The organism is Brachybacterium sp. (assembly GCF_052095815.1).
Taxonomy (GTDB): Bacteria; Actinomycetota; Actinomycetes; order Actinomycetales; family Dermabacteraceae; genus Brachybacterium.
The window spans coordinates 15,964-35,769 of the sequence record NZ_JBQDLF010000022.1 but is presented as its reverse complement, the minus strand read 5'-3'; the positions used below and the strand labels follow the sequence as shown (position 1 = coordinate 35,769).

16 protein-coding genes are annotated in these 19,806 nt (G+C 69.6%); 5 read left to right on the top strand and 11 right to left on the bottom strand.

The window, feature by feature from the left end; translation table 11 throughout:
• Positions 1 to 81: 81 nt before the first annotated feature.
• From ACTH43_RS10240 to ACTH43_RS10210, 7 genes are read right to left on the bottom strand one after another with little or no spacing between them, the layout of a single operon-like run.
• Positions 82 to 1,272 carry a cysteine desulfurase family protein gene (locus tag ACTH43_RS10240; RefSeq protein ID WP_441444796.1) on the bottom strand — a complete coding sequence of 397 codons (1,191 nt, stop codon included), beginning with the start codon at positions 1,270 to 1,272 and terminating at the stop codon, positions 82 to 84.
• The gene (locus tag ACTH43_RS10235; RefSeq protein ID WP_441444795.1) at positions 1,266 to 2,207 is read right to left on the bottom strand and encodes a hypothetical protein; all 942 of its coding nucleotides are present in this window, start codon (positions 2,205 to 2,207) and stop codon (positions 1,266 to 1,268) included. The genes ACTH43_RS10240 and ACTH43_RS10235 overlap by 7 nt, the downstream gene beginning before the upstream one ends.
• On the bottom strand, positions 2,204 to 3,199 hold the full coding sequence (locus ACTH43_RS10230; RefSeq protein ID WP_441444794.1) for a vWA domain-containing protein: 996 nt from the start codon (positions 3,197 to 3,199) through the stop codon (positions 2,204 to 2,206). The genes ACTH43_RS10235 and ACTH43_RS10230 overlap by 4 nt, the downstream gene beginning before the upstream one ends.
• Positions 3,199 to 4,215 (bottom strand): vWA domain-containing protein, encoded by a 1,017-nt coding sequence (locus ACTH43_RS10225; protein ID WP_441444815.1) that lies wholly within the window; start codon positions 4,213 to 4,215, stop codon positions 3,199 to 3,201. Before ACTH43_RS10225 ends, ACTH43_RS10230 begins: the two co-directional genes overlap by 1 nt.
• Positions 4,212 to 4,718, bottom strand: a complete 507-nt coding sequence (locus ACTH43_RS10220) for a hypothetical protein (protein ID WP_441444793.1) — start codon at positions 4,716 to 4,718, stop codon at positions 4,212 to 4,214. The genes ACTH43_RS10225 and ACTH43_RS10220 overlap by 4 nt, the downstream gene beginning before the upstream one ends.
• Positions 4,705 to 5,601 (bottom strand): DUF58 domain-containing protein, encoded by an 897-nt coding sequence (locus ACTH43_RS10215; protein ID WP_441444792.1) that lies wholly within the window; start codon positions 5,599 to 5,601, stop codon positions 4,705 to 4,707. The genes ACTH43_RS10220 and ACTH43_RS10215 overlap by 14 nt, the downstream gene beginning before the upstream one ends.
• 55 nt (positions 5,602 to 5,656) lie before the next feature.
• Positions 5,657 to 6,793, bottom strand: a complete 1,137-nt coding sequence (locus tag ACTH43_RS10210; RefSeq protein WP_441444791.1) for an AAA family ATPase — start codon at positions 6,791 to 6,793, stop codon at positions 5,657 to 5,659.
• A gap of 239 nt (positions 6,794 to 7,032) precedes the next feature.
• On the opposite strand from ACTH43_RS10210, the gene glgX reads away from it, so the two are divergent.
• From glgX to glgB, 3 genes are all read left to right on the top strand, one after another.
• The gene (glgX, locus tag ACTH43_RS10205) at positions 7,033 to 9,279 is read left to right on the top strand and encodes a glycogen debranching protein GlgX (RefSeq protein ID WP_441444790.1); all 2,247 of its coding nucleotides are present in this window, start codon (positions 7,033 to 7,035) and stop codon (positions 9,277 to 9,279) included.
• A gap of 63 nt (positions 9,280 to 9,342) precedes the next feature.
• Complete coding sequence (locus ACTH43_RS10200) at positions 9,343 to 11,370, top strand: maltotransferase domain-containing protein (protein ID WP_441444789.1); 2,028 nt, start codon at positions 9,343 to 9,345, stop codon at positions 11,368 to 11,370.
• A 130-nt stretch (positions 11,371 to 11,500) separates the two neighbouring features.
• Positions 11,501 to 13,681: a 1,4-alpha-glucan branching protein GlgB gene (gene glgB / locus ACTH43_RS10195; protein WP_441444814.1), complete on the top strand. Its 2,181-nt coding sequence runs from the start codon at positions 11,501 to 11,503 to the stop codon at positions 13,679 to 13,681.
• 166 nt (positions 13,682 to 13,847) lie between these two features.
• Here the strand turns inward: glgB and ACTH43_RS10190 are convergent, their stop codons facing one another.
• From ACTH43_RS10190 to ACTH43_RS10180, 3 genes are all read right to left on the bottom strand, one after another.
• The gene (locus tag ACTH43_RS10190; protein ID WP_441444788.1) at positions 13,848 to 14,753 is read right to left on the bottom strand and encodes a tetratricopeptide repeat protein; all 906 of its coding nucleotides are present in this window, start codon (positions 14,751 to 14,753) and stop codon (positions 13,848 to 13,850) included.
• Positions 14,754 to 14,828: 75 nt separating this feature from the next.
• Positions 14,829 to 15,920 carry a hypothetical protein gene (locus ACTH43_RS10185; protein ID WP_441444787.1) on the bottom strand — a complete coding sequence of 364 codons (1,092 nt, stop codon included), beginning with the start codon at positions 15,918 to 15,920 and terminating at the stop codon, positions 14,829 to 14,831.
• Positions 15,917 to 16,927, bottom strand: coding sequence for a hypothetical protein (locus ACTH43_RS10180; protein WP_441444786.1), 1,011 nt, complete (start codon positions 16,925 to 16,927; stop codon positions 15,917 to 15,919). Before ACTH43_RS10180 ends, ACTH43_RS10185 begins: the two co-directional genes overlap by 4 nt.
• Positions 16,928 to 17,123: 196 nt before the next feature.
• Here ACTH43_RS10180 and nucS point away from each other — a divergent pair, with 196 nt between their 5' ends.
• Both nucS and ACTH43_RS10170 read left to right on the top strand, forming a co-directional pair.
• Positions 17,124 to 17,831, top strand: a complete 708-nt coding sequence (gene nucS / locus ACTH43_RS10175; RefSeq protein WP_441444785.1) for an endonuclease NucS — start codon at positions 17,124 to 17,126, stop codon at positions 17,829 to 17,831.
• A 146-nt stretch (positions 17,832 to 17,977) separates the two neighbouring features.
• Positions 17,978 to 19,207: an N-acetylglucosamine-6-phosphate deacetylase gene (locus ACTH43_RS10170; RefSeq protein WP_441444784.1), complete on the top strand. Its 1,230-nt coding sequence runs from the start codon at positions 17,978 to 17,980 to the stop codon at positions 19,205 to 19,207.
• Positions 19,208 to 19,365: 158 nt separating this feature from the next.
• On the opposite strand, the gene ACTH43_RS10165 is transcribed toward ACTH43_RS10170, so the two are convergent.
• Positions 19,366 to 19,806 carry a DUF2550 family protein gene (locus ACTH43_RS10165; RefSeq protein WP_441444783.1) on the bottom strand — a complete coding sequence of 147 codons (441 nt, stop codon included), beginning with the start codon at positions 19,804 to 19,806 and terminating at the stop codon, positions 19,366 to 19,368.

Below are 19,806 nucleotides of genomic sequence, written 5' to 3'. Positions count from 1 at the left end.
CGGGGCAACGCCGGAGGCGGCGTCGCAGGCAGCGTCGGGGGCAACGCCGGAACCAGACCGTGCCGGCAGCGGCTGGTGCCCTCAGCCCATCAGCGCGCCGACGGCGCGGGCCCTGGTGAGAGCTTCGGGAAGCGCTGCCAGCAGGATCTCGATATCTCGCTCAGTGCTGGTCCAGCCCAAGGAGAGGCGCAGCGCACCGCGCGCCTGCTGATCGGTGACGCCCATCGCAGCGAGCACCGGGCTGGCCTGGGTCACCCCGGCGGAGCAGGCGGAGCCCGCCGCTGAGTCCACGCCGCGCTCATCGAGCAGGAACAGCAGGGAGTCCGAGTCCGCGCCGGGGAACACCACATGCACGATGTGGCCCGACTGCGGGGTGCCGTCGGCGAGGGTGAAGCGGGCCTGCGGATCGATCGCGCGGATTCCTGCCCGCAGCGTTCCCGCCAGCGCCCGCAGCCGCGCGGACTGCTCCTCGCGCTCGGTGAGGGCCTCTCCCAGAGCTGCCGCGAAGGCGGCGGTGTGAGCCGCGTCCAGCGTTCCCGAGCGCACGCCCCGCTGCTGCCCGCCGCCGGTGCTGAACGCAGCGAAGGGCACTCCGGGCCTGGCCACCAGCACCCCCACCCCCACGGGCGCGCCGAGCTTGTGCCCGGACAGGGACATCAGATCCACGTCGTCCCAGCTCGGCAGCGGGACGTGTCCTGCTGCCTGCACCGCATCGGTGTGCACCAGGGTGCCGTGCTCCCGGGCGGCCGCGGCGAGTGCGGCGAGGTCCTGCAGCGCGCCGGTCTCATTGTTGACCAGGGCTGCGCTGACCACGCCCACAGCACCATCGGCCAGCGCCTCGGCGACGCCCTGGGCACGCAGAGCACCCTGGTGGTCCACCGGGAGCTCGCGCACCTCGATCCCGGGATCGCCGGCGGTCAGGGAGCGTGCCGTGGCGAGCACGGCGGGATGGTCGGTCGCGGCGACGGCGACCGCGGTACGTGCCGGATCCTTCTGCTGGGCGCCGAGGCCGACGGAGCGGATCGCGAGATTGTCCGCCTCGGTGCCGCCGGAGGTCATGATCAGCCAGCTGCGAGGCACGTCGAGTAGCGCGGCGATCCGGGCCAGGGACTCGTCGAGCACACCGCGCGCCCGTCGGCCCGAGGCGTGCACGGAGGAGGGGTTGCCCCGCACCGCGGAGGCCTCGAGGAAGGCGTCCCGGGCTGCGGGGCGCAGCACCGTGGTCGCGGCGTGGTCGAGGTAGGCGCGCTCCTCCGTCCCGAGGGTCACCATGGCTTCACCGGATCGTCCTGCGAGCCGCCGGGCTCTTCCTCGCCGTCCCCGCCCTGCGCATCGCGATTGCGTTCCTCGAGCTCGTCGTCCTTCTGGTCCTCCTCCGAGTTGCCGCTGGTGGGCGCCTCCTCCTCGGGGCCGTCCCCTTCGGGGTCCTCACGGGAGGGATCGCCGGGATCCGTCTGTCCCGGCGACCCGCGCTGCTCCTCGCCGCGTGCGTCGGGGTCGTTGCCGGCCTCTTCATCGGCCTCGCGCCGCTTCTCCTCGACGCGTTCGCCGTTGCCCTCGGTGGTCTCGGAGTCCTCGTTCCCGGCTCCTCCGCCGCCCTGGCCCTCGCCCTCGCCCTCGCCGCCCCCGCCTCCGCCGGCGCAGGGCGCGAGCAGCTCCTCAGCCTCGAAAAGTCGATCAGCGCGCTGCTGCGGGTCCTCGAGCAGATCGGCCTGGCGCTCGATCGAGATCGCGAGGTTGTTGAGGATCTTGCACTGGGCGTGCATCGGCGAGTTCAGGTCGCTGTGACCATTCCATTCCTCCAGGGCCTGGCGCAGCTCCTCCTCGGCGGCGGCGTCCTCGCCCTGCTGCAGCAGGGCGGTGCCCTGGGACAGATGAGGCAGATACGGCTCGAACCAGTTGGCGAACTCCACCGGTCCCAGGCGCTCGATGGCCGCGGGATAGTCCCCGTCCTCGTAGGCGCTCAGAGAGGTCGCCTGGGTGATCGGCATGGAGACGAACTTGACCGTCAACAGGGCCAGCGCCAGGATCAGCGGGGAGAGGATCGCGAACACGATGATGCGGGTCAGGCGCAGCCGCTTCACGTTCAGACCGAAGTCCTTGGGGCTGCCGCTCTGGTCCTGCGCGAGCGTGGTCCCGGGACCACCGGTGGCTGCCGTGCCCGCAGCCTCCGCGCTGCGGGGATGCTCTGCCAGTGGTGTGCTCATCGCTGCGCTCCTGAGATGTCGTAGCGGTCGAGCCGGCGGGGCAGCCGGTAGGTCATCTCGCCGAGCTCCCAGATCAGCAGGGCGGCCAGCGGGATCGCGGCCACCCAGTACCAGTCCTCGAAGCTCGCGACCCCCCGTGTGGACTCGATCGGGATCGGCCGGAGGGTGATCCCCTCCATCGTGCCCTCGATCGGTGCTGCCGGGTCCGTGCGGTGCAGGTACGGCACTCCGATCTCTCCGGCGATCGTCTGCAGCTGCTGCTCGTCGATGCTCGAGATGCCCTGCTGGCCATCCGGTCCGGTGATGTATTCGCCGTGGTCCTGGCCGCCTTCGGCCTTCATGGGCCCGCCCTCGGGGGTGCCATAGCCGAGCACCGCCCCGCCGTCCACGAAGCCCGCGGCCTGGCTGAAGGACTCGGAGTCGCGTTCGTCGGTGTTCTCCCCGTCGGAGAGGAAGTACACCAGCACGCTCGAGTCGGGATCCTCGGACCGGGCCTCGGAGATCTCCACCAGCAGCGGGGTCAGCGCACGGTCGACGTTCGACCCCGTCGAATAGGAGGTGGGCTCGGTGGTCAGGGTGTCGATCCACGCGCGGGCGGCACCGGCATCCGTGGTCAGCGGCAGCTGCTGGGTGGCCGTGGAGTCGAAGGCGATGATCGAGTACCTCGCGCCCTCGGTGAGGCCCATGATCTGCTCCATATCCGCCTTCACCCCCTCCAGCCGCGGCTGCTCGCCCGCATAGTCCTCGGCGTTCATCGAGCCGGTGCGATCCACCACGAAGAACACGTTCGCGTTCATCCGCTGGGTCTGCTCACCCTCGATCGGGGTGACCGGGCGCAGCGCGACCACCAGCAGCAGCAGGACCATCAGCAGGCGGCGCAGCCAGGCGGTGCGCTGGCGCGGCCGCCGCACCAGCAGCACTGTGCACAGGACCAGCATCACGCCGAACAGGGGGATCGTCGCCCACAGCGGCATCAGGTGCTCGAAATACATCAGCGGGCCCTCCATCCCAGGATCAGGATCCCGACGAGCGAGAGGAAGGTGAGGACGAATCCGAGCGCGGGATGGTCCGTGCGGACCACGGTCGGGGTCGCCCCCAGCACCTCCGCCTGCGTCTTCTGGATCTGGTTGATGATCGAGGGGATGGCCTCCGGGTCCGAGGACTCGTACAGCTCGCCGTCCTGGTCCTCGGTGGCCGTCTCCAGCTCCTCGAAGCACTGGGGACCGCACTCGTAGGCCCCGGGGTAGAAGGTGTACAGATCGATGTCACGTGAGGCGACCCTCTCGGTCGCCTCGTCGAGGGTGAAGATCGGCTCGCCGTTGACCTCGTTGTCCGTCGCGAAGATGATCGAGCGGGATCGATCCTGCTCCGCCTGGTCGAAGACCTGCGCGCAGGAGGCGAGGCCGTCCGGGACGATCGACGCCTCATCGGCGATCCCTCGGGTGCCGTCGACGAAGTCCACGTACTGACGCACCTTGTCGTCGGAGTAGTCCTGAGTGCCCAGGCGGTAGCCGAACTCGTCGAAGTCGATCGCCTCGGCCCCGGCCTCGAGCTCACGCTTGATCAGGTCGTAGTCATTGGTCAGCGGGAACACGGTGCGACTGGTCGAGTTGAAGATCGACAGCGCCACCCGCTCCCCCTCGAAGCCGTCCACCATCTCGGCGAAGGTCGAGAGGATCTCGGTGTCGTACTCATACATCGACCCCGAGACGTCCAGGCACAGCACGATGTCCCGCGACGAGAACTCCGGGGTCTCGATCCGCTCGCTCGCGATCCGCCCGGACAGCAGCGACGCCGCGATCACGGCGAACACCGCGATCCCCACCTGGAGCACGCGCACCACCCGGGCCGTGCGCTGCGCCCGCACGAAGCTCGGGATCCGATCCATGTACTGCGAATTCGCCACCAGCACCGGGGAGCGGCGCATCGCGCGCCGGTTCCAGAAGGTGATCGCCCAGACAGCGATCGCTGCCAGCAGCAGCAGCGCGGTGACCCACCAGAAGATCATGACCACGCGCGGATCACCTCCCGCGCGCGACGCACGGATTCGCGCAGGTCGCGGTCCGAGGACATCGCGAAGTCCGGCTCGTACAGGTCGGCGATGAGCTCGCCGACCGCGCGGGTGCGCTGATCGGCCAGCAGGGTCGCCAGATCCTGGCTGGTGACGTCGTGCCCAGTCGTGCGCCGCACGAAGCGGCGCATCACACCGGTGAGCTCGTGATGGCCGTCCCGCGCCTCGAGCTCGCCCGCCTCATGGCGATCGGCGATGTCGTTCACGGCGCGCAGGAACTCCGCCTTCAGGGTCTCGACGTCGCTGGGGCGGCGACGGTAGGCGATGCGCTTCTCGATCGCCCGCGTGATCTTCAGGGTGCCCACGATCAGCGCCGTGATCACCAGGACGCACAGCACCGCGAGGATCACCCAGGCGATCGAGTACTGCGGAGGGGCGATGATCTCCGGGGGCGCGGGTTCGGCCAGCAGCACGCCGGCGACCAGCTCAGGAACGGCCATGGCGATACTCCCTCGACCGCAGCAGCGAGACCATGTCGTCCACCACGGTGCTCTCCCCCTGCGTGAGCATGTGGCTGATGTGCAGGCGGTCCAGCATCTCCTCGATGCCCTCGTTGCGCGCCTGCCGGTACGCCGCGACGTCATGGGCGACCCGTTTCGAGGTGCGTGCCATGGCGCCGATCTCACGGGGCGAGTCCACGTCGATCACATCGTGGTCCAGCGCGGCGCCCTGCAGCGGGTCCGCATCGGCGATGCGGATCACGATCAGATCGTGGCGCGTCTTCAGTCGCCGCAGCAGCGTGAAGTCCTCGACGGTGGGGTGGGCCTCGTCGGTGATGATCGTCATCAGGGTCGAGTGCGTGGTGACCCGGAAGGCGCGTTCGAGCAGCCAGGAGGTGTTCGCGGCACCGGCCGCCGTGGTGGTCGCCTGCTGCGCGGTGCGCAGCAGCAGCTCGAGATGCCCATCGCTCGAGCGGGAGGGCAGCTGGATCGGGCGGCTCTCCTGACCCGCGACCATTCCCACCAGATCGCCGTTCTTCTGGGCCAGGAAGCAGACCATCCCGGCGGCCATGATCATCGCGTCCCGCTTGGAGCTGCCGTCGGCGGCGGTGGCCGCCATCGCCGCGGAGGTGTCGACGACGATCGAGAGATGGCGCACCCGCTCCTCGTTGAACTGCCGGATCAGCGGCTCTCCCGAGCGGGCGGTGGCCTTCCAGTCGATATCGGAGATCTTGTCGCCGGGCTGGTAGTACTTCAGGTCGTCGAAGTCCTCGCCGCTGCCCTTGAACAGCGACCGCCCCCGGCCCTGGATGAGTCCACGTGCCCGGTTCGAGGTGTGCAGATCCACCCGTGCCTTGACACGGGTCAGCAGCGACGTGGCCATCGAGTCGTCCGGTCCCCCTCAGTCGTTCTCGGTCGTTCTCAGTCGTCTGGGCCGCTCAGGGCATCGGCACGGCGTGGAACACCGCGTCGATGATCTGTTCCGGCTTGATGCCGCTGGCGAGTGCGTCGAAGGTGAGCACCAGGCGGTGGCGCAGCACCCCGTGCCGCATCGCCCGCACGTCATCAGGGGTGACGTAGTCGCGTCCGTTGAGCAGCGCGTGCGCCTGGCCCACCTTCATCAGCGCGAGCGAGCCGCGAGGGCTGGCCCCGACCCGCACGGACTGGGTGAGGTTCGGGACCGGGCGCGGGCCGGATCCTCGGGTGGTGAAGATCAGATCGATGATGTACCGCTTGACCGCGGGATCGACGTACACCTGATCCACCATCTCCTGGAGGAAGCGGACGTCCTGGAGGGTCACGGTGCCCACCGCCTCGCGCGGGCCGGTGAGGCTCCCGGCGGTCGAGCGGTCGAGGATCTCATGCTCCTCGGCCGGTCGCGGGTAGGTCAGGATCTCCTTCATCAGGAAGCGGTCCATCTGCGCCTCGGGGAGGACATAGGTGCCCTCCTCCTCGATCGGGTTCTGGGTCGCGAGCACCATGAACGGCTCCGGCAGGCGGTACACCTCGCCACCGATGGAGGTCTGCCGCTCCTGCATCGCCTCCAGCATCGCGGACTGCGTCTTGGCGCTCGAGCGGTTGATCTCGTCCAGCAGCACCACGTTCGCGTGCACGGGGCCCAGCTGAGTGGTGAAGGTCCCCGTGCCCGAGGAGTAGATCTGGGTGCCGATGATGTCATTGGGCATCAGGTCGGGGGTGCACTGGATGCGCGCGAAGGAGCCGGTGATCGAGGAGGCCAGGGCGCTCGCGGCGGTGGTCTTGGCCAGACCCGGCACGGACTCCAGCAGCACGTGCCCTCCCGCCGCCAGGGCGGCGATCAGCGTCGTGCGCAGGTTCTCCTGGCCCACCACGCGGGAGTGGAAGACCCCGGAGATGGTGGAGATGATCGCTCCGGCGCGCTCGAGGTCGCCGGGCGCGATGGCAGCGCTCGAGGGCGCGAACCCGCCGGGCCGCTGCGCGGCCCCCGGCGCAGGCCGGCCCGGTCCCGAGGCAGAGGACTCCGACAGTCCGGGCGGCGGACCCGGCACCATGGGACGCGCCTGATTCCCGGCGTGCTGGCTGGGTGGATTGCTCATGCGCTGCGGCTCCCCCGTCATGCGTTCGACTCGTGCGACTGGTACTGCTCATGCTCGGCGACCACGACCCGAGGCCCTGCTCCTCCCCCGAGGAGGCCGGAGGCCGGACCGGTCGCGGCCATGCTGAGGACCCGCCGGCCGCCGGCAGCGGATCACGGATCACCTCGCCGATCCTAGCGGCACCGGTCACCCCGGGTGCGAGTCGGTCTCGTCCCGGGCGTCGGTGGTGGGACAATGCCATGGTGCAAGCAGACCACTTCGATCGCGCGACACCCCCCGTCGCCCCCACCTCACCGGGGCTGCTGGTGGACGCGCAGGGTCGGGGCACCTTCGCCGTCGCGGCTCCGAGGGCGGAATCGATCGACCTCTGCATCCGCCAGGGTTCCACCGAGCACCGTCAGCGGCTGCGGCACTTCGACGGAGGTCTGCGCTGGGACCGGGTCAGCGGGATGACGCCCGGCACCCGCTACGGGCTCCGCGTCGATGGGCCCTGGGATCCCGGCGCCGGGCTGCTGTGCAACCCTCGAAAGCTCCTGTTGGACCCCTGGGCCCGCGGGGTCTCGCACTCCTCGTCGCTGCTGAGCTCGTTCTTCCCCTTCGAGGTCGATGCGATGCTCGACCGAGTGGGTGAGACGCCGATCCGCAGCGAGGTCGACAACGGTGACGACGCGATCTGGTCCGTGGTCGTCGCCGACGACTTCGACTGGCAGGGGGATCTGCGCCCGCTCGTGGACTGGGACTCCACAGTGCTCTACGAGCTGCACGTCAAGGGGTTCACCCAGCTGCATCCCGAGCTCCCGCCCGAGCAGCGCGGCACCTATGCCGGGTTGGGCCATCCCGCGGTGACCAGCTACCTGCGCAGCCTCGGGGTGACCACCGTGGAGCTGCTCCCCCTGCACGCTGCGATGGACGAGCCGCACCTGACCCGGCTGGGTCTGACCAACTACTGGGGCTACTCGACCCTGTCGTACTTCGCCCCGGACCCCTCTCTCGCCACCCCGGCAGCCCAGCACGCCGGCGCCCAGGCGGTGCTCGACGAGGTCAAGACCATGGTGCGGAACCTGCACGCGGCCGGTTTCGAGGTCATCCTGGACGTGGTCTACAACCACACCGCCGAGGGCGGTGCCGATGGACCTGCGCTCTCGCTGCGCGGACTGGACAACCTCGAGTACTACTGGATCGACCACGGCACCTTCTTCGACGTCACCGGGACCGGCGGCACCCTGGACCCGCGCTCACGGCATGTGATGGACCTGATCCTCGCCTCGCTGCGCTACTGGGTGCAGGAGGTCCACGTAGACGGCTTCCGCTTCGATCTGGCGGCCACGCTGGGCCGGGACGACCACGGCTTCAACCCCGACCATCCGCTGCTGCGCGCGATCCTCACCGATCCCGTGCTGCGCGGCGTCAAGCTCATCGCCGAACCCTGGGACGTGGGCACCGGCGGCTGGCAGACCGGGAACTTCCCCGCCCCCTTCACGGAATGGAACGACGCCTTCCGCGATGACGTGCGTGCCTTCTGGCTCTCGGACCGGGCGATGCGCGAGCGCTCGGGCAATGACGCGATCGGCGGCATCCGCGACCTCGCCACCCGCCTGGCCGGTTCCTCCGACCTGCTCACCGGGCAGGATCCCCTCGAGCTCCCGGCCGGACGCAGCCTCCGCTCCCCCTGGGCATCGGTCAACTACGTCACCGCCCATGACGGCTTCACGCTGCGGGACCTCACCGTCTACGAGACCAAGCGCAATGAGGCCAACGGCGAGGACAACCGCGACGGCACCTCCGACAACCGCTCCTTCCATCACGGATATGAGGGGGAGGTCGGCTCGGGCATCGAGGGGGCGGCAGAGGTCGAGGAGGCACGGCGTCGCACCACCCGCAGCATCCTGGCCACACTGCTGCTGGCCTCGGGCACCCCGATGCTCACCGCCGGGGACGAGCGCTATCGCACCCAGCAGGGCAACAACAACGCCTACTGCCAGGACAACGAGATCTCCTGGATGGACTGGAGCCGCAGCCGCCGCAGCGACCAGCTGCGCGAGACCGTCTCCCGACTGCTGCAGCTGCGCGGCGAGCATCCGCAGCTGCGCGCGCCGCACTTCCTGCGCCCCGCCGACCCGGCGGCGCTCGATGCCGGGCAGGTCGCCTGGTTCGGTGCCGAGGGTCTGCCGATCGCGCACGAGGAGTGGATGGATCCCTCCCAGCACCTGCTCGCCATGCTGCGGCCGGCGATCCCGGGTCGGGAGGGTTCCGAGCACCTGCTCGTGATCCTCTCCACCGAGGCCGAGGAGGTCGCGCTGCGCCTGCCCAGGGCTCCCTGGCCGCAGGGCACCGCACGGATCCTCCTGGACACCGCCCTGGAGACCCCCGAGGGTCTTCCGCTCACACCGCTGGTGGAGCGGAGCGTCATGGTGGAGCCCGGCAGCGTGGTGGTCATCGGGATCAGCCCCGACGGCGCAGAGGGGACGCCCGAGCGGCTATCGTGAGGACCGTCACCGCGACCGTCGCAGAGCACCTCGTCAAGGACGAGAGCTCAGGCAGGAGAGGCCATGTCCGAGACCACTGACCGCACGGGGCTGGACGCCGGCATCGGCCGTATCCCGATCATGGCGGTGCAACCCGTCGTCGACGGCGGGAGGTACCCGGCACGCTGCGTCGAGGGCGAGACCGTCACGGTCAGCGCCAACACGTTCCGCGAGGGGCACGATGCGATGGGCGTGCAGCTCGTGCTGATCTCCCCCGAGGGGAAGGAGCAGCGACGCGCACTCGACCTCGTCGAACCCGGTCTGGACCGCTGGGAGACCTCCATCCGCCCCGAGCAGATCGGTCGCTGGAGCTTCCGGATCGAGGCGTATTCCGCACCGTTCAGCACCTGGGCGCACGTCGCCGAGGTGAAGATCCCGGCGGGGATGGACGTGGACCTGGTCTGCGCCGAGGGTGCGCTGGTGCTGCAGCGGGTGCTCGCCGAGATCGAGGACGGGAGCCGGCCTGCCGCCGACGGCCCGGTGCTCCGCGCCGCGCTGGAGAGCCTGCGCGCCCCCGGCCTGTCGGCCGCCGCGCGCGTCGCCCCGGCACTCGCCGCAGACCTGCGGGGCATCCTCACGGAGCGTCCGCTGCGCGAGGGGGTGACCGTCGCGGGACCGTTCCCGCTCGAGGTCCAGCGCCGTCGGGCCCTGTACGGCTCCTGGTACGAGTTCTTCCCCCGCTCGGAGGGAGCCCGCTTCGACCCCGAGCACGGCTGGACCTCCGGCACCTTCCGCACCGCGGCCGAGTCCCTGGACCGGATCGCCGAGATGGGCTTCGACGTCGCCTACCTGACGCCGATCCACCCGATCGGCTCGACCTTCCGCAAGGGCCGCAACAACACCCTCGACCCGCTGCCCGGAGACCCGGGCTCCCCCTACGCGATCGGTGCTGCGGAGGGCGGGCATGATGCGCTCCACCCTGAGCTGGGCACCATGGAGGACTTCGACGCCTTCATCTCCCGGGCGAAGGAGCTCGACCTCGAGGTCGCGATGGACATCGCACTGCAGTGCTCCCCGGATCATCCCTGGGTGAAGGAGCATCCTGAGTGGTTCACGGTGCAGGCGGACGGCACGATCGCCTATGCCGAGAACCCGCCGAAGAAGTACCAGGACATCTACCCGCTCAGCTTCGACACCGACTACGAGGGTCTCTACGCCGCGATCCGCGACATGCTCGAGCTGTGGGTGGCGCACGGGGTGACGCTGTTCCGGGTCGACAACCCCCACACCAAACCGGTGCGCTTCTGGGAAGAGCTCCTGGCCGAGTTCGCCCAGACGCATCCCGAGGTCATCTTCCTGGCCGAGGCCTTCACCCGGCCCACCATGATGCACACCCTGGGCAAGGTCGGCTTCCACCAGAGCTACACCTACTACACCTGGCGCGAGAGCGCCGAAGAGCTGCGCGAATACCTCGAGGAGCTGGTCGAGACCGCCCCCTTCATGCGGCCGAGCTTCTGGCCCACCACGCATGACATCCTCACCCCGTTCATGAGCGAGGGCGGTCGGCGGGCCTTCGTGCTGCGCGCCATCCTGGCCGCGACGCTGGTCCCGACCTGGGGCATCTACAGCGGCTATGAGCTCGTGGAGGACGTCCCCCGGCCCGGCGCCCAGGAGCAGATCGACAACGAGAAGTACGAGTTCAAGCCGCGCGACTACGCCGGCGCGCTGGCCCGGGGCGAGAGCCTCGAGCCGCTGCTGGGGACCCTGAACCGGATCCGCCGCGAGCACCCCTCGCTGCAGACCCTCACCACGATCCGCTTCCATGAGGCCGACGACGAACAGGTGCTGGTCTTTTCCAAGCACCTCGACGCCGCAGGCAGCGGGACCGGTGCCCCGGACACAGTGCTGGTGGTCTCGCTGACCGCGCACGACCGCGATGCCTGGACCACTCTGAGCCTGGATCTCGATGCGCTCGGGGTGGGCGAGAGCTTCGAGGTCGAAGATCTGCTGACCGGTGAACGGTTCCGCTGGGGACGCGATCCCTACGTGATCCTGAGCGCCGAAGACCGTCCCGCGCACGTCCTGCGGATCATCCACCCCGAGGAGAGCTGACATGTCCGACACTCCCGCCCGCGCTGACACTCCCGCCCGCGCTGCGACGCCGACGCCCCCTGATGCGGGAGCGGCGTCCCTCCCTACTCAGGGTTCCCGCTCCGCTCAGGGTTCCCGCTCCACGCCGGTGATGCCGCTGGGTGAGCATGAGCTGGGCGCCACCGCGACCGGCAGCTACCACGAGCCCCACTCGGTGCTCGGTGCCCACGAGTACGAGGGGGCGACCACTGTGCGCACCCTCAAGCCGCTCGCGCACGAGGTCTCGGTGCTGCTCCCGGACGGCGCCGTCCACGCCATGGAGCACGAGTACGACGGCATCTGGGTGGCGACCCTGCCGCTGCCCGAGCTGCCCTCCTACCGGATCCGGGTGACCTGGTCCGAGGGCACCGCCGCGGTGGACATCGAGGAGCCGTATCGCTTCCTGCCGACCGTCGGCGAGCTGGATCTGCACCTCATCCAGGAGGGTCGCCACGAGGAGCTGTGGCGCGCGCTGGGCTCGCATGTGCGCACCGTCGAGGAGGGCCCGGACACGATCGCGGGAACCTCCTTCACCGTCTGGGCCCCGAACGCGCGCGCCGTGCAGGTGGTGGGCTCGTTCAACGGCTGGGATGGTCGGATGCACGCGATGCGTTCGCTGGGCTCGGCCGGGGTGTGGGAGATCTTCATCCCCGGTGCCGGCGACGGCGAGACGTACAAGTATCGGATCCTCGGCGCCGACGGGACCTGGCGCGACAAGGCGGACCCGATGGCCCGCTTCGCGGAGGTGCCACCGGCCACCGGCTCCGTGATCACCACCAGCAGCTTCGAGTGGACCGACGAGCACTGGCTGGCCGAGCGCGCCGCCCATGATGCGGTCGCCTCGCGGATGTCCATCTACGAGGTGCATCTGGCCAGCTGGAGGCCGGGCCTGGGCTATCGGGAGCTGGCCGTCGAGCTGACCGACTATGTGCGCGACATGGGCTTCACCCATGTCGAGTTCATGCCGGTGGCCGAGCATCCCTTCGGAGGCTCCTGGGGATACCAGGTGACCGGGTACTACGCCCCCACCTCACGGCTGGGCACGCCTGATGAGCTGCGCCATCTGATCGACACCCTCCATGGAGCCGGCATCGGCGTGATCCTGGACTGGGTCCCGGCGCACTTCCCGAAGGACGAGTGGGCGCTGGGCCGTTTCGACGGCACACCGCTGTACGAGCATGCCGATCCACGTCGCGGGGAGCATCCGGACTGGGGCACCTACGTGTTCGACACCGGCCGCAATGAGGTGCGCAACTTCCTGGTCGCCAATGCGTGCTACTGGCTCGAGGAGTTCCATGTCGACGGCCTGCGGGTCGATGCCGTCGCCTCGATGCTGTACCGGGACTACTCCCGTGAGGAAGGGCAGTGGCTGCCCAACCACCACGGCGGCCGTGAGGATCTCGAGAACATCGCCTTCCTCCAGGAGACCACCGCCACCGCCTACAAGCGGGCCCCGGGCATCATGATGATCGCCGAGGAGTCCACCTCCTTCCCCGGTGTCACCCGCCCCACCGACACCGGCGGGCTCGGCTTCGGGTTCAAGTGGAACATGGGCTGGATGCACGACACCCTCGAGTACCTCGGGCAGGATCCCGTGCATCGCCAGTACCACCACGGCGAGCTGACCTTCTCGATGGTCTACCAGTACTCCGAGAACTTCGTGCTCCCGCTGAGCCATGACGAGGTCGTGCATGGCAAGGGGTCGCTGCTGCGCAAGGCTCCGGGCGATGACTGGCAGCAGGCGGCGAACCTGCGCGCCTATCTTGCCTTCCAGTGGTCGCATCCGGGCAAGCAGCTGGTGTTCATGGGCATCGAGTTCGCCCAGGGCACCGAGTGGTCGGAGCAGGCCGGACTGCCCTGGTGGCTGTTGGAGTACCCGTTGCACCGGGGTGTCCAGCAGCTGGTGAAGGATCTCAACGCCCTCCAGGCGGAGTTCCCCGCCTTCTACGAGCGCGACCAGGACCCGGGCGGCTTCGAATGGCTGATCGGTGACGATGCGAGCCACAACTCGCTGTCCTTCGTGCGTCGCGATCAGGCCGGCGATCCGGTGGTGGTGGTCCTGAACCTCTCGGCGGAGCCCTGGCACGAGTACCGGATCCCGTTGCCCGAGGGCGGGAGCTGGCTCGAGGTGCTGAACACCGACGCTCCGGTCTACGGCGGCGGCGGCGTGGGGAACCTCGGCCGGGTGCACGCGGAGCCGCTGCCGCAGCATGGCCGCGACTACTCGGTGCGGCTGTCGGTGCCGCCGCTGGGCGCGGTGGTGCTGGTCCCCGAACGGCTGCGGGCGGGCTGACCGCGCACCGCCGGGTCACACCGCCGGATCACTCCGCCAGGTCCGCCCCGGCTGACTGCAGATGGACGATGCGCGGCCCGCTCCCCCGAGGGAACGGGCCGCGCATCGCGTGGGGCCGGGCATGTCAGAACAGACCTGTCAGAAGAGACCTGTCAGAAGGGACCTGTCAGAACAGCAGGTTCGCCATGCGCTTGCGTGCCGGCGCCACCCGCGGGTCCTCTGCACCCGCCACCTCGAACAGCTCCAGCAGACGTGTCCGCACGATGTCCTTGGTCTCCTGATCGGCGCCGCGCAACAGGTCCAGCAGACGCGCGAAGGCGTCCTCCACATGACCACCGAGCATGTCGAGATCCGCGGTCAGCAGCTGGGCTCCCAGATCGGTGGGGCGCTGCGCAGATGCTTCCCGGGCTGCGGCGAGCTCGGTGCCCTGAGTGCGCCGCATCAGGTTCACCATCGCCAGGCCGGCCTTCGCCTCAGCATCTGCCGGCGCTTCCTGCAGCTGCTTCTGGTAAGCGGCCACGGCCGCGTCGAGATCGCCACGCTCGATCGCCGCATAGGCCTCGGCGATCAGCGGCGGCAGCGGCTCTTCGGCGGGAGCCTCTTGCGCGCCGTCGCCGGCGGGGATATCCATGCCCTGCTGGCGGGCCACTTCGAGCACCTGGGCGAGGAGATTGTCGATCTCTGCATCCGGGAGCACGGCCTGCACGATCGGCTGGATCTGGCCCATGATCAGCAGCAGCAGGGTGGGAAGCTGCTCGACGCGCAGCGCGGTGGCGACCCGCTGCTGGGTGTCGGCGTCGACGAGCGCGAGCCTGATCGCCCCGCCCCGCCCGTCGACCGAACGGCGCAGAGAGGCGAGGAACTGCTCTCCCTCGGGGACCCGCGAGCTGGTCACCAGCAGCAGGGTGGGCACCTGCTGGGAGTCCGTGATCAGCTGTTCGAGACCCTGCTCGGTGACAGCGACCTCGTGCGCCGACGGGGTGCCGGCACCGGGTGCTGCGCCGGCGGAGGCGGCGCCTCCGGCGGGCTGCTTCAGCGCTGCCAGATCGATGATTCCGTACGGATCGGTCACAGGTGTACTCCTTCGACGACTGCAGGACGGACCCAGTCTAGGGAGTCGTGCCGGGCATGCGCTGAGCCTGCCCGGTCACTTCCCGCTGGCATTCAGCGCGGTCTGCGTGGCGCCGATCGGCTGGACCTGTCCACCTGCGTCCTGAGACGGGATGTAGAGCGCGACATGGGTGCCGTACTCCCGGATGTACTCGGAGGTGAACTCCTTCTTCCCGATCACCTTGGTGTACTTGTTGTCCTCGGCGTAGCGCATCGTGGCGCCGTCCTTGATGGTGACCTTCCGGGTGGACATCAGCGTGCCCATCACGATCGCCCCGCCGTCATCGGTGCGCAGCCCGAGCAGCTCGCCGTCCTTGACGGTGTAGCTCTCCCGCACGGTCGCAGCCTCGTCCCACTCGACCCCGGCGTTGAGCTCGGAGCGCTCGGTCTGGATGCGCTCATGGGTGCCGGCCTGGAAAGGGTTGGGAGCGAGCAGGTCCTCGGCGTCGTCGGCATCGCCGCCGGTGAGCACCTTGGCGTAGAGCGCGAGCGCCTCGGCCGGAGTCATCACCAGGCCTTCGGTGTCCGCGGTGACCTGCTCCGCACCGATCAGCTCGTTGGCGACCACGGGCATCTCGATCCCCACGGCCTGCTGAGCCCAGCCCCAGGAGCTGTAGGGCGATTTCGCATCGGCCTGCTGCAGCGCCATGAAGTACGGGACCCCGTCCTCCGCCACCGAGTCCTGGACCAGCGCGATCGCGACCCGGGGGAACTCTGCGGTCACGGAGGTCATCGGGACGATCAGTTCGGTGCCGGGGACCTTGAGGTCCTCGGCCCACTCCTCTGCCTTGGCGATCATGGCGTAGGCGGCAGTGCGGAACTCGGCGGCGGATCCGGAGACACGCGGGGCGAGCAGCGCCGCGTCCCGCGCCTCATCGGCGGCGACCACTGCGGCATTGACCTCGGGCACGATGGTCGCGAACTGCTCCGTGGTCTGGACCGGAGCGGGCTCCTCTCGCGGCTCGCCGGTGGGCGGGGCCTCCGGCGGTGCGAGCTCGGCCGTGCAGGCGGCGAGGAGTCCGCTCGCCATGAGGGTTCCGGCACCGAGGAAGAGGCCGCGGCGACCGACGGATCGGCTGTTCATGGTGGTGTCCTTCGATGCAGGGTAGGGCAGGTCGTGGCGGCTCATCGGCGCTCCTCGTCATCGCCGAAGAGCCGGACCGGTCCGGCAGGATCCGAGTCGTCGTCCTCGGTGCCGGGCGTGCCGGGCGTTCCGAGCGACCAGACGCTCTCCTCCGGCACCGGATCCGTACCGGCGGTCTCGGTGCCTGCAGCCACGTCGTCAGCGGGTGCGGCGCCAGCGGCCGCGCCATCAGCAGGTGCGGCGTCAGCAGGTGCGGCGTCAGCGGAGGTGAGGTCCGCGGAATCGACGTCGGGCTCGTCGGCGTCGGACTCATCGACGGTCGCAACAGCTTCGCTCCCGCCGGCTGCGGCACCGGCCAGGGCCGGAGCGGCCTGGTCCGCGACGCCGGGCTCCCCGTCCTCGACGCTCCAGTCCTCGTCCTCATCGCGTCGGCGGCCGCCGATCGAGACCACCAGCAGCACCAGTCCGATCACGGCGATCGCGGCGCCACCGGCGTAGGCGAAGGGCACCCATTCGTTCTCGGCGTCGACGGGCCAGGTGATGGAGACCTTGTCCGCGCCGGGGGCGGTGCCGTCGGTGACGATCAGCAATGGCCGATAGGCCTGCGCGTTCTCTCCGTTCTCGCCCGCCCAGAAGTCCGCGACATCGATCGTGTAGGGACTCGGCTTCGTCTCCACGGACCGCCAGAGGTCAGACGTGGTGGGATCGGTCAGCTCCGCGGCACCCTCGGGGTTGACCTCCAGGGTGCTCAGGGTGGTCCAGTCATCGGCGCCGGTGATCCGGGTGTAGCGGACGTCTTCGAGGTAGGCATCGATGTCGCCGTTCGCGGCGGTGATCACCGAGACGTCAGAGGCGCCTTCGATGACGACCTTCCCCTCCTCGCCGCCCACATAGAGCACACCCGGGTCGATCACCACGGCAGAGCCGGGATCGTCCAGGGCGACCGTCGCGGTGGTCTCGGTCTCGGGCGCCCAGGTGGTCTCCCCCAGGCGGCCCAGCACGAGTCCGATGATTCCGATGAGGATCAACAGGACTGCCAGGGGTCGTTGCACGGTAGGAAGCTCCTTCGGGGTGGCCCGGGATCGGGACCGGTGCGGGGACCTGTTCACGATACGAGCGGCGCGGATCCCAGACCAGGCCCTAGTGAGCATCTGCACCTGGGTAAAGCCCTTCTCATGAACGTCTCATCGAACTCTCATCCTCCGGCCCGGGACCAGACCGCCACGGCCGGTGACGTACCCTGGATGGGTGCGTCTCGTCGTTGCCCGTTGCTCTGTCGACTACACCGGTCGGCTCACCGCCCATCTCCCGCTGGCCCCTCGGCTGCTGATCATCAAAGCCGATGGCAGCGTCCTCATCCATTCCGATGGGGGAAGCTACAAGCCCCTGAACTGGATGAGCCCTCCCTGCACGCTGTCGACCACGCGTCGCAGCGACGAGGAGGCTGCCGACGATCCCGAGGGCGGCTGGTTCGAGCAGTGGGACGTGGTCCACGGGAAGACGGGCGACCGGTTGCGGGTGCGGCTCCACGAGGTCTTCGAGGACTCCTCCCATGAGCTCGGCGTGGATCCCGGCCTGCAGAAGGACGGGGTCGAAGCCCATCTCCAGGCTCTGCTGGCGGACAACATCGAGACCCTGGGCACGGGCTGGTCCCTGGTGCGCCGCGAGTACTTCACCGCGATCGGCCCGGTGGACATCCTCGCCCGCGACCAGGACGGCGGCTCTGTCGCGATCGAGATCAAGCGACGGGGCGAGATCGACGGCGTCGAGCAGCTCACTCGCTATCTCGAGCTGCTCAATCGTGACCCGCTGCTGGCTCCCGTGCGCGGCATCTTCGCCGCCCAGGCGATCAAGCCGCAGGCCCGGGTGCTCGCCGGTGACCGCGGCATCGACTGCGTGACCCTCGACTATGACGCGCTGCGCGGCATCGACGACGCCGAATCCCGTCTGTTCTGACTGCCTCTGTTCTGGCAGTCTCTGTTCTGACCGTCGCTGTTTCGACCGTCGCTGTTTCGACCGTCGCTGTTTCGACCGTCACTGTTCTGACCGTCGCGCCTGATCCGATGGCGCCGTCGGCATCCACCGCCTGACCAGGAGCGACCATGAGCACGTCCGAGCCTGAGCGGTCCCCCGCACTCACCGCCGATCTGGTCCTGCGCGGAACTGCCGTGCTCGAGCAGGGGCTGGTGCCGGACGCGCTGGTGCTGATCGGAGGAGGCGACATCCTCTGGGCCGGGCCCGCCGCACTGGCTCCGGAGCATGGGGCGGCGAAGGTCCTCTCCCACGACGGCATCATCCTTCCCGGGCTGGTGGACCTGCACTGCCACGGCGGTGGCGGGGCGTCGTTCCCCGATGCGAGTGATCCTCGCGAGCTGCTCACTGCGGTGCACGAGCATCGTCGACATGGCACGACCAGCCTGGTCGCCTCTCTGGTGACCGCCGATGCGCAGACGCTGCGCTCTCGCGTCGCGGATCTCGCCCAGCTCGCCGCCGACGGCGAGATCGCGGCGATCCATCTCGAGGGCCCGTTCATCTCCGTCGCCCGGCGCGGGGCCCAGAATCCCGAGCACATCACCGGCGGCGATGCCGATCTGGTCCGCGAGCTCGCCCAGATCGCCGGCGGCGCTCTCGTCACCATGACGGTGGCCCCGGAAGCAGAAGACGCCGACGCGGTGATCGAGGCGCTGGCCGAGGTCGGGGCACTCCCCTCGCTCGGTCACACCGACGGCAGCAGCGCCCAGATGACACGGGCGATCGAACTCTCCCGCACCGAGCTGCGGCGGGAGCACGGTCGTTCCGCGCTGCCCACCGCGACCCATCTGTTCAACGGAATGCGTCCGATCCATCATCGGGATCCCGGCCCCGCACTCGCCGCTCTGGATGCCGCCGCGCGCGGGGAGCTGGTGGTCGAGGTGATCGCGGATGGCGTCCACCTCGATGCCCGCACCGTGGCCCACGTCTTCACGATCGCTCACGAGGACAGCGTGGCATTGGTGACCGACGCGATGGCGGCGGCCGGGATGCCGGACGGCCAGTACCGGCTCGGCGCGCTCGACGTCACGGTCGATGCGGGGGTGGCGACCCTCACCGGCGGCACGTCGATCGCCGGTGGCACTGCGCATCTGCTCGACGTGGTCCGCTTCGCGGTCACCGAAGCCGGGGTGGACCTGGTCCGCGCCGTGCGTGCGGCCTCCACAGTGCCGGCCACGGTGCTCGGCATGCAGGATCGGATCGGGATGCTGGCCGCAGGCCGCCGTGCCGATGTGGTGCTGGCAGATGCGCAGCTGAGGCCCATGACCGTGCTGCGTAGCGGCGAGACCGTGAGCGTCTGAGGCTCTGAGCGTCTGAGGCTCTGAACCTCTGCTCTGAGGCTCTGGGCCTCTGGGCCTCTGGGCCTCTGGGCCTCTGGGCCTCTGGGCCTCTGGCGAGCCTTAGGGAGCTCGCGTGCTAAGGCCTTGGGGCTCCAGAGCCGCATGATGGGGTGAGGGTCTCAGTCGGCGTCGCCGAGGACCATCCCCGTCGGTGCGGCCTCGAGCCAGGAGTTCAGCGCCGCCCCGGAGACCAGGTCCACGATCGCGCTGACCTCACGCCCGCCGCGCAGGTCGAACTCGAGGAGATAGGAGTCCTCCCCGCCCTCGATCGGGGACGGGAGGCGACGCCGCGAGACGTCCAGGATGTCGATCCGGCGGATCACCACCTCGGGGCGCACCCGCAGCGAGAAGGCCCGGAACCAGCGCAGCCGGTCGTTGCCGAAGCGCATCAGGCCGTGCTGCCAGCTGGTGCCGCCCACCAGCCCCCGGCGCCGCAGCGTGCACTCGAAGGCACCTCGGCGGCGAGAGACCAGCACCTGGCGCAGCACCACGAGCAACGCGGCCACGACGACGAGCATCCCGACCCCCAGCAGGAGGATCGGGATGCTCAGCTCTGTCAT

Excerpts from the sequence above, each read along its gene's own strand:
- ACTH43_RS10240 (WP_441444796.1), bottom strand. The coding sequence starts at position 1,272 with ATGGTGACCCTCGGGACGGAGGAGCGCGCCTACCTCGACCACGCCGCG.
- ACTH43_RS10235 (WP_441444795.1), bottom strand. The coding sequence starts at position 2,207 with ATGAGCACACCACTGGCAGAGCATCCCCGCAGCGCGGAGGCTGCGGGC.
- ACTH43_RS10230 (WP_441444794.1), bottom strand. The coding sequence starts at position 3,199 with ATGTATTTCGAGCACCTGATGCCGCTGTGGGCGACGATCCCCCTGTTC.
- ACTH43_RS10225 (WP_441444815.1), bottom strand. The coding sequence starts at position 4,215 with ATGATCTTCTGGTGGGTCACCGCGCTGCTGCTGCTGGCAGCGATCGCT.
- ACTH43_RS10220 (WP_441444793.1), bottom strand. The coding sequence starts at position 4,718 with ATGGCCGTTCCTGAGCTGGTCGCCGGCGTGCTGCTGGCCGAACCCGCG.
- ACTH43_RS10215 (WP_441444792.1), bottom strand. The coding sequence starts at position 5,601 with ATGGCCACGTCGCTGCTGACCCGTGTCAAGGCACGGGTGGATCTGCAC.
- ACTH43_RS10210 (WP_441444791.1), bottom strand. The coding sequence starts at position 6,793 with ATGAGCAATCCACCCAGCCAGCACGCCGGGAATCAGGCGCGTCCCATG.
- glgX (WP_441444790.1), top strand. The coding sequence starts at position 7,033 with ATGGTGCAAGCAGACCACTTCGATCGCGCGACACCCCCCGTCGCCCCC.
- ACTH43_RS10200 (WP_441444789.1), top strand. The coding sequence starts at position 9,343 with ATGTCCGAGACCACTGACCGCACGGGGCTGGACGCCGGCATCGGCCGT.
- glgB (WP_441444814.1), top strand. The coding sequence starts at position 11,501 with ATGCCGCTGGGTGAGCATGAGCTGGGCGCCACCGCGACCGGCAGCTAC.
- ACTH43_RS10185 (WP_441444787.1), bottom strand. The coding sequence starts at position 15,920 with ATGAGCCGCCACGACCTGCCCTACCCTGCATCGAAGGACACCACCATG.
- ACTH43_RS10170 (WP_441444784.1), top strand. The coding sequence starts at position 17,978 with ATGAGCACGTCCGAGCCTGAGCGGTCCCCCGCACTCACCGCCGATCTG.
- ACTH43_RS10165 (WP_441444783.1), bottom strand. The coding sequence starts at position 19,806 with ATGACAGAGCTGAGCATCCCGATCCTCCTGCTGGGGGTCGGGATGCTC.